Source organism: Streptomyces chromofuscus (assembly GCF_015160875.1).
GTDB classification, from domain to species: domain Bacteria; phylum Actinomycetota; class Actinomycetes; order Streptomycetales; family Streptomycetaceae; genus Streptomyces; species Streptomyces chromofuscus.
This window is the reverse complement of the sequence record NZ_CP063374.1, coordinates 5,387,203-5,401,072: the sequence shown is the minus strand read 5'-3', so window position 1 is coordinate 5,401,072 and position 13,870 is coordinate 5,387,203. Positions and strand designations below refer to the sequence as shown.

The 13,870-nt window shown below is 71.5% G+C and carries 12 protein-coding genes and 1 pseudogene; 7 read left to right on the top strand and 6 right to left on the bottom strand.

Annotated elements, in window-relative coordinates; genetic code table 11:
* The first annotated feature begins 10 nt into the window (after positions 1 to 10).
* Positions 11 to 648 (top strand): annotated as a pseudogene (locus tag IPT68_RS24465) (DUF3291 domain-containing protein).
* On the opposite strand, the gene IPT68_RS24460 reads toward IPT68_RS24465, so the two are convergent.
* Positions 645 to 1,757: a ferritin-like domain-containing protein gene (locus IPT68_RS24460; protein WP_189696515.1), complete on the bottom strand. Its 1,113-nt coding sequence runs from the start codon at positions 1,755 to 1,757 to the stop codon at positions 645 to 647. The pseudogene IPT68_RS24465 and the gene IPT68_RS24460 sit on opposite strands and share 4 nt — an antisense overlap.
* A gap of 88 nt (positions 1,758 to 1,845) precedes the next feature.
* Here IPT68_RS24460 and IPT68_RS24455 point away from each other — a divergent pair, with 88 nt between their 5' ends.
* The 5 genes from IPT68_RS24455 (at position 1,846) to IPT68_RS24435 (ending at position 5,753) form a co-directional block, all read left to right on the top strand.
* Positions 1,846 to 2,790, top strand: coding sequence for an AurF N-oxygenase family protein (locus IPT68_RS24455; RefSeq protein ID WP_189696514.1), 945 nt, complete (start codon positions 1,846 to 1,848; stop codon positions 2,788 to 2,790).
* 161 nt (positions 2,791 to 2,951) lie between these two features.
* Positions 2,952 to 3,596, top strand: a complete 645-nt coding sequence (locus tag IPT68_RS24450; RefSeq protein ID WP_189696513.1) for a TetR/AcrR family transcriptional regulator — start codon at positions 2,952 to 2,954, stop codon at positions 3,594 to 3,596.
* A 35-nt stretch (positions 3,597 to 3,631) separates the two neighbouring features.
* A complete protein-coding gene (locus IPT68_RS24445) occupies positions 3,632 to 3,928 on the top strand; it encodes a hypothetical protein (protein ID WP_189696512.1) in 297 nt (98 codons plus the stop codon).
* A 103-nt stretch (positions 3,929 to 4,031) separates the two neighbouring features.
* Positions 4,032 to 5,093, top strand: coding sequence for a C40 family peptidase (locus tag IPT68_RS24440; RefSeq protein WP_189696511.1), 1,062 nt, complete (start codon positions 4,032 to 4,034; stop codon positions 5,091 to 5,093).
* A 258-nt stretch (positions 5,094 to 5,351) separates the two neighbouring features.
* The gene (locus tag IPT68_RS24435; protein WP_189696510.1) at positions 5,352 to 5,753 is read left to right on the top strand and encodes a hypothetical protein; all 402 of its coding nucleotides are present in this window, start codon (positions 5,352 to 5,354) and stop codon (positions 5,751 to 5,753) included.
* Positions 5,754 to 6,536: 783 nt separating this feature from the next.
* Here IPT68_RS24435 and IPT68_RS24430 read toward each other — a convergent pair.
* Genes IPT68_RS24430 through IPT68_RS24410 form a run of 5 tightly spaced genes read right to left on the bottom strand, consistent with a single transcriptional unit; the run spans position 6,537 to position 12,701 of the window.
* On the bottom strand, positions 6,537 to 7,790 hold the full coding sequence (locus tag IPT68_RS24430) for a styrene monooxygenase/indole monooxygenase family protein (RefSeq protein ID WP_189696509.1): 1,254 nt from the start codon (positions 7,788 to 7,790) through the stop codon (positions 6,537 to 6,539).
* Between the two features lie 25 nt (positions 7,791 to 7,815).
* Positions 7,816 to 8,454, bottom strand: a complete 639-nt coding sequence (locus IPT68_RS24425) for a GTP-binding protein (RefSeq protein ID WP_189696508.1) — start codon at positions 8,452 to 8,454, stop codon at positions 7,816 to 7,818.
* Entirely contained in the window at positions 8,435 to 8,863 is a 429-nt protein-coding gene (locus tag IPT68_RS24420; protein WP_189696507.1) for a DUF742 domain-containing protein, read from the bottom strand. The genes IPT68_RS24425 and IPT68_RS24420 overlap by 20 nt, the downstream gene beginning before the upstream one ends.
* Positions 8,860 to 9,363 carry a roadblock/LC7 domain-containing protein gene (locus tag IPT68_RS24415; RefSeq protein WP_189696506.1) on the bottom strand — a complete coding sequence of 168 codons (504 nt, stop codon included), beginning with the start codon at positions 9,361 to 9,363 and terminating at the stop codon, positions 8,860 to 8,862. Before IPT68_RS24415 ends, IPT68_RS24420 begins: the two co-directional genes overlap by 4 nt.
* Positions 9,360 to 12,701 (bottom strand): sensor histidine kinase, encoded by a 3,342-nt coding sequence (locus IPT68_RS24410; protein WP_194074005.1) that lies wholly within the window; start codon positions 12,699 to 12,701, stop codon positions 9,360 to 9,362. Before IPT68_RS24410 ends, IPT68_RS24415 begins: the two co-directional genes overlap by 4 nt.
* Positions 12,702 to 13,076: 375 nt before the next feature.
* Here IPT68_RS24410 and IPT68_RS24405 point away from each other — a divergent pair, with 375 nt between their 5' ends.
* Complete coding sequence (locus IPT68_RS24405) at positions 13,077 to 13,865, top strand: protein phosphatase 2C domain-containing protein (RefSeq protein WP_189696504.1); 789 nt, start codon at positions 13,077 to 13,079, stop codon at positions 13,863 to 13,865.
* Positions 13,866 to 13,870 lie beyond the last annotated feature (5 nt).

Sequence of the window (13,870 nt, the reverse complement as noted above, 5' to 3'; positions counted from 1 at the left end):
CGGTCCGGTCCTGACGGAAACGACGCCCGCGCACCAACTCGCCCAGGTCAACGTCGCCCGTCTCAATACCCCCTTGGACTCCCCGTGGCTGAAGGACTTCGTCGACGGCCTCGACCCCGTGAACGCCGACGCCGACGCCGCCGACGGTTTCGTCCGGCGGCTCCGGAGCGACTCCGGCAACGCCACCGACGCACTGTGGTCGTTCCGCCTCACGTTCGGCTGGAAGAGGAGGCCCGGGACAGGCGGCGTTCCGTCAGGACGCCCCAAGGGTGGCTCTCGGGCGTGCGCGGTTGCCCGTCTTCGGCGACGACTGGCTGATCGTCAACCTGTCGGTGTGGCGGGACACCGACGCCCTGACCGCGTTCATGTACCGGGGGCGGCACCGGGAGATGATGGCCCGCCGCAGGATGGGTGTCCCCCCACGCCTTCAAGGCAGTGGGGGAGGTTCGAGCGGCTCCGGGAAGCGGTCACCGTCCTGTGGTGGGTGCCGGCTTGGCACCGCCCGACGGTCGCCGAGGCCGAGGCCTGCCTGCTTCACCTGCGCGCGGGCCGACACCGTACGCCTTCACGCTGCGCACGTCCTTCCCGCCGGGCGGTGCGGCGCCGGTGACGGGCGAGGTCCCCGAAGGGCCGGGCCGCACTCTCTAGGAGTCCTCGCCGGCTCCCGCCTCGATCGCCTGCGTCACCTCGGCCACCCGCTCCCGCTCCTCGGCCGCGAACCGTTCCGCGTCGAGCTTCTCGGCGATCTCCTCGTCCTGGGCCATCAGCAGGTCGAGGTTGGAGTCGCCCATCTCGAAGACGCCCATGTCGACATAGGCCTGCTGAAGGCGCTTGCCCCACAGGCCGATGTCCTTCACGCACGGCACGATCCGGCTGAACAGCAGCTTGCGGAACAGGGCGAGGAACTCGGAGCGTTCGCTGTACTCCTCCGCTTCGGCCCGCGGGATGCCGAAGTTCTCCAGCACCTCCACACCGCGCAGCCGGTCCCGCATCAAGTAGCAGCCCTCGATGACGAACTCCTCGCGTTCGCGCAGTTCGGCGTCGGTGAGCTGCTGGTAGTAGTCCCGCAGCGCCATCCGCCCGAAGGCGACGTGGCGGGCCTCGTCCTGCATGACGTACGCCAGGATCTGCTTCGGCAGCGGCTTGTCGGTGGTGTCCCGGATCATGCCGAAGGCGGCGAGGGCGAGGCCTTCGATGAGTACCTGCATCCCGAGGTAGGGCATGTCCCAGCGGCTGTCGCGCAGGGTGTCGCCGAGCAGCGACTGGAGGTTGTCGTTGATCGGGTAGAGCATCCCGATCTTCTCCTGCAGGAAGCGGGCGTAGATCTCCGCGTGCCGGGCCTCGTCCATGGTCTGGGTCGCGGAGTAGAACTTGGCGTCCAGGTCGGGGACGGACTCGACGATGCGCGCCGCGCAGATCATCGCGCCCTGCTCGCCGTGCAGGAACTGGCTGAACTGCCAGGAGGCGTAGTGCCGGCGCAGGTCGCCCTTGTCCCGTTCGGAGAGCTTGGCCCAGTGTCTGGTGCCGTGGAGGGAGAGCACCTCGTCAGGCGTGCCGAGGGGGTCGTAGGGGTCGACCTCCAGGTCCCAGTCGATCCGCTTCTGACCGTCCCACTGCTTGTCCTTGCCCTTCTGGTACAGGGCCAGCAGGCGGTCGCGTCCGTCGTCGTACTCCCAGCTGAAACGGGCCGCCCCGGTCGCGGGCACCGACCAGAGGGGCTCTGCGGGGTCCATGGCGTACTGGTCGAAGGTCGACATGTCCGCAGGCTCACACGGAGTAGACGCGCGGTCAACAAGTAACGCGCAAGGGATTGACGGGCTTGCTGACAAGCAGTCTCATAAGGGCATGACGACCCTCACCGAAGCCGAAGCAGAAGCCCTGGAAGGCCTGCGCGACGCGCTCGGCCGGCTCAAGGACCGCGAGCAGGTGGCAGAGCGGCTGCTCGACTCCTCCGCCAAGCACTCCTTCGACCCGGACAAGGAACTCGACTGGGACGCACCCTTCGAGGAGGGCAAGTGGTTCTGGCCGCCGGAGCTGGTGTCGCTGTACGGCACACCGATGTGGCAGCGGATGAGCGAGGAACAGCGCATCCTGCTCTCCCAGCACGAGTCGGCGGCGCTGGCGTCGCTGGGCATCTGGTTCGAGATCATCCTGATGCAGCTGCTGGTCCGGCACATCTACGACAAGGCGGCGACGAGCGCGCACGTGCGCTACGCACTGACCGAGATCGAGGACGAGTGCCGGCACTCGAAGATGTTCGCCCGGCTCATCTCCCGCGGCGGTACGCCCTGGTACCCGGTCAGCCGCGTGCACCAGAACCTCGGCCGCCTCTTCAAGACGATCTCCACCACCCCCGGTTCCTTCACCGCGACCCTGCTCGGCGAGGAGGTCCTCGACTGGATGCAGCGCCTGACCTTCCCCGACGAGCGGGTGCAGCCGCTGATCCGGGGCGTCACGCGCATCCACGTGGTGGAGGAGGCCCGCCACGTCCGGTACGCCCGCGAGGAGCTGCGGCGCCAGATGGTCACCGCGCCCAAGTGGTCGCAGGAGTTCACGCGGATCACCTCCGGGGAGTTCGCCCGGGTCTTCTCGGTCGCCTTCGTCAACCCCGAGGTCTACACCAACGTGGGCCTGGACAAGCGGGAGGCGATGGCGCAGGTGAAGGCCAGCGCCCACCGCCGCGAGATCATGCAGACCGGCGCGAAGCGCCTGACGGACTTCCTGGACGACATCGGGGTGCTGCGAGGAGTGGGACGGCGGCTGTGGAAGTCCTCCGGGTTGCTGGCGTAGGCGTGGGGCGCCGCACCGGTGCGGGTCCGTTGTGGCTGGTCGCGCGGTTCCCCGCGCGAGCGGGGCCGGCGTCCCTGCCCGGCGCCGCAACGCCCGAGGGGCGCGGGCAACCGCGCGACCGGCCCAGTACGACCCTCGTCCCGCCGACTACGCTGCCCCGTATGACCCCCGCCGCGCCCACCCCCGCTTACCGCCGCCTCAGCGTGGAGGAACGCCGCAGCCAGCTGCTGGACGCCGCACTCGGCCTCTTCGCCCACCGCGCCCCCGAGGACGTCTCCCTCGACGACGTGGCGGAGGCGGCCGGGGTCTCCCGCCCGCTGGTGTACCGCTACTTCCCCGGCGGCAAGCAGCAGTTGTACGAGGCTGCCCTGCGCTCCGCCGCCGAGGAGCTGGAGCTCTGCTTCGACGAGCCGCGCGAGGGCCCCCTGCTCCCCCGCCTGTCCCGCGCCCTGGACCGCTACCTCGCCTTCGTCGACCAGCACGACACCGGCTTCAGCGCCCTGCTCCAGGGCGGCAGCGTGGTCGAGACCTCCCGCACGACCGCCATCGTGGACGGCGTGCGCCGGGCCGCGGCCGTGCACATCCTGCGCCACCTCGGGGTCACCGACCCGGGCCCCCGGCTGCGGATGACCGTGCGGATGTGGATCACCGCGGTCGAGGCGGCCTCCCTCATCTGGCTCGACGAGGACAAGCAGCCGCCGCTGGACGAACTGAGGGACTGGCTGGTGGACCAGTTCGTGGCCGTCCTGTCCGTCACCGCCGCCCGCGACCCGCAGACCGCGTCCGTCGTGGCGGCCCTGGCCTGAGGCCCGCCGTTCGGCCGATGGCCGAGACTGGTGCCGTGAAGAGCGAAGACACCCCGTTCGAGGGCGGCCCCATGGACGGCCGCGTCCTGCCCGTGCTCCTCGGACTCACCGGCCACCCGCCGAAGACGTACCGCATCCCGGTCCCCGACCCGCACGGCGGCCCGCCGACGGTCCTGGTCTACCGCCGGGAGTCCCGTGGCCAGGGCCGGCTCACCCGGCGCTGGAAGTACGTCCACGATCCCGCGGGCGACCAGGGGGGCCGCCGGCCCGGGTGGCCGTGGCGCAAGCCAGACGCCACGCCGGGAGGCAAGCCGGACGACGCGGACGGGTGACGTCGTTACGCCAACCCGCCGACGGTCGGCGCGCGGGCCGCGCGGGCAGGTCACATGCTCACGGTGCGGAGCGGACCCGCTGCCCCGCACCGGAGGTGATGACGTGTCAGGAAGGCTACTGCGCCTGGTGTGTACGGCGACCGTGGCGGCCCACGCCGTTCTCGCAGCCGTGCCCGCGGCGGCCGCACCGAAGCCGGTCGAGCCCGGACGGCGGTCGGTCGCCGACCTGCTGACGGATCTTCAGCGGCTGTACCGGGGGGCCGAGAAGGCCACCGAGGCCTACAACGCCACCGAGGAACACCTGAGGAAGCAGCGCGCCGAGGCACGACGGCTGGACGCCGCGCTGCTCCGCGCCCGGCTCGCCCTGCACGACAGCCGGGGTGCGGCCGGCCGGCTGGCCCGCCAGCAGTACCAGGGCCGCAGCGACCTCTCCCCGTACCTGCGGCTGCTGCTCGCCCGCGATCCGCAGCACGCGCTCGACCAGGGCCATGTGATCGGGCAGCTGGCACGGGAGCGGGCCACGACGGTGCGGGAGCTGGCCGGCAGCGAGAAGAAGGCCGACGAGCTGGCCCGCAAGGCGCGGGCCGCGCTGGACCGGCAACTCGCCCTGACCGAACGGCGGAAGAAGGAGCGGGACGCGGTGCGCCGGCGGCTCGACGACGTGGAGAAGCTGCTCGCCTCGCTCAGCGCCCGGCAGATCGCCGCGCTCGCCGACGCCGAGGACAAGGGGACGGCCACGGCGCAGCAGAAGCTGGTGGCCTCCGGCGCGCTCGGCGCCGACGCCGCGCCGTCCCCGCGGGGCGACCGGGCCGTGCGCTACGCCATGCGGCAGCTGGGGAAGCCGTACGAGTGGGGCGCGGAGGGCCCGAAGAGGTACGACTGCTCCGGGCTCACCTCCAAGGCCTGGGCGCACGCCGGGACCCCCATCCCCCGCACCAGCCAGGAGCAGTGGGCCCGGCTCCCCCGCGTTCCGCTGAAGGAACTGCGCCCCGGCGACCTGGTGATCTACTTCCCCGAGGCCACGCACGTGGCGATGTACCTGGGCGACGGCAAGGTCGTCCACGCCCCCCGCACCGGCGAGAAGATCAAGGTCGCCCCTCTCGCGAACAACCCGATCCTGGGAGCCGTTCGCCCCGACCGACGCCCCGCAGGGGCGCGCGACTAGGAGGCCACGGAAGCAAGGTACGCCTCCGTCTTCTCCGGCTCGGACAAGCCAGCTGACGGCCCCGCAAGACTTCTACCAGCCGTTTCTACCGAGCTGGCCAGTCTGTACGGGGCCGTGGGCTGTCTATGGGCCGTCAGACCGGAGGTTGGGCCTTGGCGTAGATCGTTGCGATCGCCGAGCGGGTCCTCCACTCGCTCAAAGCTCCCGGCCGAAGTCGCTACACCGGCCTCGTGGTCCAATGGGCGCCGAGGGGGCGGAATGAGCGAGCAGAGGCTGTCCGAAGCAGGCGCGTGGACGTACTTGGTCGAGACGCTCACGATGCTCGCTGTGGACGCGAGGGACCAGACAGCATGGCTCGACAAGTACCGACTCGAAACCGACGACTTGGCGTTGGACTACGAGAACGCGCGAGCCTCCATCGTGCTCCTCGCCGAGACCGGCCGTATCGACGTTGCGATGGAGTCGCGCCTCGCACGCATTGACGCGATCCTCGACGCGATGAGCGGGGCGGAGCAGGCTTTGAGGTGGACGTACGAGGCGCTGACCGCCGACGCAGGGTGGCTCAAGGTGCGCCGGCTGGCACGCGAGGCACTCACCGAACTAGCCGGTACTTGGCAGCAGCCGTTGCCCACCCTGGGGATCCACGGTGGCTCTCAGTAGCTGCCCGGGGCCGTCTCCGGGCCGTCCGAGGCGAACCGGCGTTGACAGATGATGCCAACTAGTCCCGGCATCCACGCAGGTCACAGGCACGGCTACGGTGAGCCGCCGCACGTGGGTGACTCGGCTCACCACTTCCAGAAGACCTCATCCGTGCCGCCGGACAGAGGGACTTGTCATTCGGAAGGTGGTCCTGCTCCTGGTGCTACGCAAGCACGTACGTGGGCGGAGGGGTCTTCGAGATCGCCCGTCCGCCGTACATGCCCATCGAGATGCGGTGGGAGCGAGCAGTCGCCGACGATCCACCTCCCTCCACCTGCCATGCCTACGGCTCGTACGGCAGGACACTGTGCGGTATCGGGCGAGACCACATGTCGCCGTCGGATCACCTGTGGCTGCCACAAAGAGAGTCAGCGTGTGACGCCTGCCGGGAGGCGGCAGCTCTCGTCGACGCGCGCCGGCCGACCGCCATGCGAGGCGTTGACGCACGGGTCAGCGTGCGGAGACCGTCGACTTGATGGGGGGGCGACGCTGGTGCTGCACAGCAGCGGAAGTACAGCAACCGCCACGCCCACTGCCGACCGTCACCGGCCTTCAGCCGCCAACCGACGTGCCCGGCCGACCTCAGCGACTGTCGCGCCCATGGTTCGCATCGAAAGGCTGAGCCCCAGCGAGACGCCAACGGCCCCGGCAGCAGTACCGGGGCCGTCTCTGGGCCGTCCGAGGGCGACCAGCAGCGACCAACGACGACAGGTGACGACGGTCGGATTGCTGGTCAGAAGCCGGTCAGGCTTCCGCGACCGAGGCCAGGTACGCCGCCGTCTTCTCGGGCTCGTAGAAGAAGTTCTCGAAGTCCGCCGGGTCGTTGAAGCCGTTGGCGAAGCGGTCGGCGACCGGCTGGAGCTGACCGGCGGCGCCGATCAGGTCGAGGATGTGCTCGGGCGGCGGGGCCAGCATCGCGTTGGTCCACTTGGTGACGTGCTGGGCGGTGTCCCAGTAGCGGTCGAACGTCTGCTGCATCCAGGCCTCGTCGAAGGGCTTGTCGCCGTGCTCGAGGATGGAGGCGAGGTAGGAGGCGGCGCACTTGGACGCCGAGTTGGAGCCCTGGCCGGTGATCGGGTCGTTGGCGACGACCACGTCGGCGACCCCGAGCACCAGGCCGCCGCCCGGCAGCCGGCCGATGGGGTTGCGCACGGTCGGGGCGTACCGGCCGGAGAGCGTGCCGTTCGCGTCGGTCAGTTCGACCTTGGTGGCCCGCGCGTACTCCCACGGGAGGAACTTCTCCATGAGTTCCAGGGTCAGGGAGAGGTGCTCCGCGGGGTCCTTGACGCCGTTGAAGACGTCCAGCGGGCCGCCGGGTATGCCCTCCCAGAACAGGATGTCGGCGCGGCCCGACGTGGTGAACGTCGGCATCACGAACAGCTCGCCGACGCCGGGCACCAGGTTGCAGCGGACCGCGTCGAACTCCGGGTGCTCCGGGCGCGGGCCGAGACCGTGCACGTAGGCGACGGCGAGGGCGCGCTGCGGCTCGCTGTACGGGCTGCGCTCCGGGTCGCGGGCGAACATCTGCACCAGCTCGCCCTTGCCCGCCGAGACCAGCACCAGGTCGTGCGTGCGGGAGAAGTAGTCGAGGTCGCCGACCGCCGCGCCGTGGATGACCAGCTGCCCGCCGCGCTGCGCGAACGTCTCCATCCAGCCCGCCATCTTCACCCGCTGGTCCACCGACTGGGCGTACCCGTCCAGCTTGCCCACCCAGTCGATCGCCCGCTGCGAGGGGCCCGGGTCGAACGAGCCGGGGGCCGCCACCGAGACGCCGAGCCCTTCGATCTTCGGGGCCTGGGACTCCCAGAAGTTCAGCTTCAGGTCGCGCTCGTGCTGAAGGGCCGTGTGGAACATGCACTGCGTCGACATGACCCGGCCGGAGCGGATCTCGTCCGCCGTCCGGTTCGACATCAGGGTGACCTCGTACCCGTGCGACTGCAGTCCGAGGGCGAGCTGGAGTCCGGACTGACCGGCTCCGACGACGAGTATCTTCCGCATGCGGGTGGTGACTCCTAGGTCGGGTCTACTCGGGTGTTTCGTCGAGCGCGTGGCCGACGAGAGCCAGGAGGGTCTCGATCGCGGAGATCCGGCGGCGCGCATCCATGATCATTACGGGTATGTGGCGGGGGATCGTCAACGCCTCCCGCACATCCTCCGGCTCGAACCTCTCGCTGCCGTCGAAGTGGTTCACCGCCACCACGTACGGCAGTCCGCAGCTCTCGAAGTAGTCCAGCGCCGGGAAGCAGTCCTTCAGACGGCGGGTGTCGGCCAGCACGACGGCGCCGATCGCGCCGCGCACCAGGTCGTCCCACATGAACCAGAACCGCTGCTGGCCCGGCGTGCCGAACAGGTAGAGCACCAGGTCGTCGTCGAGCGTGATGCGGCCGAAGTCCATGGCCACCGTGGTGGTCAGCTTGTCCGGCGTACCGGTGAGGTCGTCGGTCTCCTCGCTCGCCTCGGTCATGAGCGCCTCGGTCTGCAGCGGCGTGATCTCCGAGACGGAGGTGACCAGCGTGGTCTTGCCGACGCCGAAGCCGCCCGCCACCACGATCTTGGTGGCTATGGGGGCGCGGGTGCGGTCCGTCTGCCAGGACTTGAGGTTCTCGTCGGGCTCGACGATCGGGGAGACGCCAGGAGCGACGTCAGAGACGACGGAGTCCACTCAGCACCCTTTCCAGCAGAGCGCGGTCCGGCCGGCCCGTGCCGTGACCGGTTCCCGTTCCGTACACACGGATCTTTCCCTGGTCCGCGAGATCGCTGAGCAGCACGCGGACCACGCCGAGCGGCATCTTCAGCAGCGCGGCGATCTCGGCCACCGTGCGCATCCGGCGGCACAGTTCGACGATGGCCCGCATCTCCGGCATGACCGTGGACCGCAGGGAGCCGTTCGTCAGTTCCTTGCGCTCCTCGGGCGCGTCCAGCGCGGCCGTGCTCGCCACGAACGTCTCCACCAGCAGCACGTGCCCGAAGCGGGTACGACCGCCGGTGAGCGAGTAGGGGCGGACGCGGGCGGGCTTGCGGTCGCCGCCGCGCACCGGGAGCTTCTTCGGCGTACCGGCAGTGGCGCTCATCGGGTACTCCCCGTCGGTTCGGACTCCAGGGATTTACGCAGCTCGCTGCGGAGTTCGGGCGTCAGGACATGGCCGGCGCGGCCCACGAACAGCGCCATGTGGTACGCCACGACGCTCATGTCGCAGTCCGCGGAGCCGTGCACCCCGAGCAGCGAGCCGTCGCTGATCGACATCACGAACAGGCTGCCCTCGTCCATGGCGACCATGGTGTGCTTCACCGGGCCGAACTCCAGCAGCTTGGCGGCGCCGATGGTGAGACTGCCGATGCCGGAGACGACGGTGGCCAGATCGGAGGAGGAGCCGCGCGGTCCGGTCGCTCGGCCCTCCCGCGTGGACCGGGCGGCCTCGTTGCGCCCAGGGTCGGAGGAGAGCAGCAGCAGTCCGTCGGAGGAGACCACCGCGACGGAGAGGATGCCGGGCACCTCCTCGACGAGGTTCGTCAGCAGCCAGTGGAGATTGCGGGCCTCACTGCTCAGTCCAAACGTACTGGGCGCGGTCAACTGCTTGCCTCCTCGACGGTGCCCCCCGTGGATTCTTCGGCGTGTGCGTGTGCGCGGGCAGTCGTCCCGGCGGCGTCGCGCGGTGTGGCCCCGGACGTCGCCGGGTCACCGGCCACAGCTTCCGTGGTGGCCGTGTGGCGCGCCGGGGCGGACGGCGTCTCCGTCTGGCCGGTGCGCTCGGCGATCTCCGTCTCGACGTCCCGCCGGCCGGCCTCCGCGCCCTGGCGGAATCCGCCCAGGCGGCGGCGCAGCGCCTCGGCGTCGACGGACCCGGTGCGCGGCCGGGGCGCCGACGCGGGCGCGTTGATCTTCGGCGTGCGCTTGGGCAGCCCCTTGTCGGTGACGAGTTCGGGCTCGTCCCCCTCGTCGGGGGTGCGCTCGTGCGTGTCGGGGCCGATGGCGTAGGGGTCGGCGGGGGCCGGGACGGCGGGCCGCGACGGGGCCGCGGCAGGCTCCGGGGCGTGGTCGGCGCCCAGGTCACCCTCAGCCCTACCCTCCGGGGTGCTGTCGGCGCCCGGGTCCCGCTCCGCCGCGCGCTCCGGGGCGTGGTCGGCGCCCAGGTCACCCTCAGCCCTACCCTCCGGGGTGCTGTCGGCGCCCGGGTCCCGCTCCGCCGCGCGCTCCGGGGCGTGGTCGGCGCCCAGGTCACCCTCAGCCCTACCCTCCAAGGCGCTGTTGGCACTCAGATCCCGCTCCGCCGCGCGCTCCGGGGCGTGGTCGGCGCCCAGGTCACCCTCAGCCCTACCCTCCGGGGTGCTGTCGGCGCCCGGGTCCCGCTCCGCCGCGAGCTCCGGGGCGTGGTCGGCGCCCAGGTCACCCTCAGCCCTACCCTCCAAGGCGCTGTTGGCACTCAGATCCCGCTCCGCCGCGCGCTCCGGGGCGTGGTCGGCGCCCAGGTCACCCTCAGCCCTACCCTCCGGGGTGTTGTCGGCGCCCGGGTCCCGCTCCGCCGCGAGCTCCGGGGCGTGGTCGGCGCCCGGGTCCCGCTCCGTTTCCCGGAGCTTGCCCAGCTCGCCCGGCTGCTCCGGGAGCATCAGCTCCATCGTCGTCTCGGCCGGGGACTCCGGGGCCTCCCGTGCGGCCGTCGGCTCCTGCGCCTGTACCGCGCGCTCCGCCAGCGCCACCAGCGGGTCGCCGTTCTTCGAGCGGCCGTGCAGGACGTTGGAGTTGGCCTCCGCGTCGGCGCCGGGCAAGGAGAAGCCCTGCGCGCTCTCGGAGAGGGACGCGGGCGTGGGCGACGGGACGGCGGCGGGCGTGGCCTCGGCGAGCAGGGACTGGGGCAGGACCACGACCGCCGCGATGCCGCCCTGCTTCTGCTCGCGCAACTGCACGCGCACCCCGTGCCGGTGGGCGAGCCGGGCGACGACGTACAGGCCGAGCCCGAGCCCGTCCTCGCCCTCCTGGTCGTACGGCGACTCGGGGTCGAAGTCGGCGAGCCGGGTGTTGAGCCGGGTCATCCGCTCTTCGGTCATGCCGATGCCCTCGTCCTGGACGGAGAGCATCACCTCGCCGTTCTCCAGCAGCCAGCCGGAGATCTCGACGGGCAGGTCGGGCGGGGAGAAGGAGGTGGCGTTCTCCAGGAGTTCGGCCAGCAGGTGGGACAGGTCGTCCGCGGCGAACCCGGCGATGTGCGCGTGCGGGGGCAGCGCGGTGATCCGCACCCGCTCGTACCGCTCGATCTCGCTGACCGCGGCCCGCACGACGTCCACCATCGGGACCGGGCCCGCGTGCTGCTGGACGTGTTCGGTGCCGGCCAGCACGAGCAGGTTCTCGCTGTGCCGGCGCATGACGGTGGCGAAGTGGTCGAGCTTGAACAGCGTGGCGAGCCGCTCGGGGTCCTGCTCCCGCTCCTCCAGGCCCTCGATGACGCCCAGTTGGCGTTCGACCAGGCCGAGGGTGCGCAGCGCGAGGTTGACGAAGGTGCCGCCGATGCTGTCGCGCAGCCGCTCCAGCTGGGCGGCGGAGTCGGCGAGTTCGGCGCGCAGCTCCTCGCGTGCGTCGGCCATCCTCTGCCGCTGGCCGACCAGGTGCTTGCGGTCGGACTCCAGCGTGGCGAGCCGCTCGTGCAGGGCGACGGCGTGCGCGTGCAGGGCGTTGACGGAGCGGACGACCTGGGCGAACTCGTCGTTGCGGCCGGTGAACTTCACCGGTTCCTCGGTGGCCGGGGCCTCGGCGCCGGCCAGCCGGGCGGATCCGAGGCGCAGCACGGCGAGCGGGCGGGTGAGGCTGCGGGCCATGCCGGTGGCGACGCCGACGGCGAGCAGCATCAGGGCGCCGAGGATCGCGATGCGGATCTCGAGGGCGGTGACGTCGTCGTCGCGCAGTTGCTCCAGCGCGGTGGTGCGGCGCTCGTAGAGGGAGGCCTCGACGCCGCGCATCAGCTCGACGCGGGCGGTGAGGGCGGCGTTCAGCTTGTCGGCGCTGGTGCCGAGTTCCTCGTCGGAGAGGGTGGGCTGGTCGGTGAGGGCGGCGAGGTACTCGTCGGCGGAGTTGACCTCGGGACCGGTGACCGTGGAGTCGTACGTGCCGCGGGCGGCCTTGGTGGCGGTGTCGTGGAAGTCGGCGAGCGCGGACTCCGAGCGCAACCGGGCCTGCTGGGCGGCGGCGGTGAGGGCGGCTCGCTGCTTGCTGTCGGCCTCGGAGGAGACCCTGGTCTCGGTGGGCAGGCCGGTGACGGGGTCGTAGACCGTCTGGGTGGTGCTGGGCACGCTCAGGGCGGCGAGGAGCAGGCCTCGGGTGGCGGCCGCCTGCTGAACGGCGGTGTCGAGTTCGGCGAGGGCGTAGGCGCCGGAGCCCGCGCGGGGCGGGAGCTGTTCGGCCAGGTCCTCGGCGAGGTGGTGAAGTTCGGCGATGGCGTCGGAGTACGCCTCGTGCGCTTCGAGAGCGGTGCTCTTTCCGGTGAGCGCCGCTCTTCGCACGGCCGCGACGGCGTCCAGGTCCGAGCGGAGCCCGGCCGGGGTGTCGGTGTCGGCGCGCAGCTCCTCGACCTGCCGGTCCACCCGCGCGCTGCGCTGCTCCGAGGGCGCCTTGGACTCGGGCCGCCCGGCAGCGACGTAGGACACGACCTCGTCGCGCTCGTCGGCGAGGGAGTGGGCGAGGGCGAGGGCGTCCTGCGTCCGCCCGCTCAGCGTCACCAGTTCCTGGCTGTCCCCGAGCTGCCCGGAGGCGGCGATCACGGAGGGCGTGCCCGCGCCGGCGATGGCGGCGGCCACGACCGCCACGGCCACGATGAGCCGGTTGCGCACGTGGGTCGGGCGGCCCTTGCCGACAGGGGTGCGCTCCGCGCCCCCCTCGGAGGCCGTCTGCTTGCCTGTGCGCCGAGGCCGCGTCTTCTGCACCGGTGCTCGCATTCCTGACTCGTGTACCCATGGGCCCGGGTGACGTCCCGTCAACTGGTGTGTGCACCACCCGGTACGTACGGTCCCCGACCCTCCCAGTGCCGGTGGTCAGTCATCGCACATCACCCGACCCGCCACCCGAAGGAGTGAACATCGGAGGGGAGTTGGCGGGCAAGTTCCTCCGGTGCTTGCGGGGGCCCGTCGCGGTGGGCCGGTTGGACGTCGGCGGCGTGCTTTGGCAGTATTCGCCGCCACGTCTTGCCGGAGTCCAGCATTCCACCCCAAATCCGGCGGCTGACCTGCGGCAGTACGGTGATTCGGCGGGAGTTGCCACCCTTTCGCGGACGCTGTGAAGGGCTCGTGCAGACTGGCTGGATGCGTACGGAACTCGCCTCCCGGCCGGGAGACCCGGCCCGCCCCAACGAGGACTTCGCCAGTGTCGGGCTACCCGCCTGCGGACAGGGCGGTTCCCTCGTGGTGCTGGACGGAGTGACCCCGCCGAGGGACGGCACCGGCTGTCGGCATTCCGTTCACTGGTACACCGCCCGCCTGGGCGGGGCCCTGACCGAACTGACCGTTTCACTCCCGGATGTTCCCCTGCCCGAGGCCCTGGCCCGCGCCATAGCGCGCACCGCCGAGGCACACGGGGGAACCTGTGACCTTTCTCACCCACGAACCCCGCAGGCGACCGTGGCCCTCGCCCGCTGGTCGCAGGAGACCGTCGAGTACCTGGTCCTGTCCGACTCGGTCCTGCTGGTGGAGTCGCCCGACGGCCTGGTCACCCCCTGTCTCGACGACCGCCTGGCCCGGCTCCCCCGGGCGACCCTGGCCACCGACGCCCTGGTCGACGCGACGGTCCGCAACAAGGAGGGCGGCTTCTTCACGGCCGCGGCGGATCCCTCGGTGGCCGGGCGGGCGGTGACCGGAGCGCTGCCGCGCGGCGAGGTGCGGGCCCTGGCCGCGCTGACGGACGGCGCGACCCGGTGGACGGAGACGTTCCGCGAGGGCGACTGGACGGACCTGTTCACCCTCGTCCGCAAGCAGGGCGTCGAGGCCCTGGTCGACCGCGTACGGGCCCTGGAGACCGCCGACCGTGACGAGCGGACGTACCTCGGCCGGAACAAGACCCACGACGACGCGACGGCGGTCTACGTGGAGCTGTGAGCAGG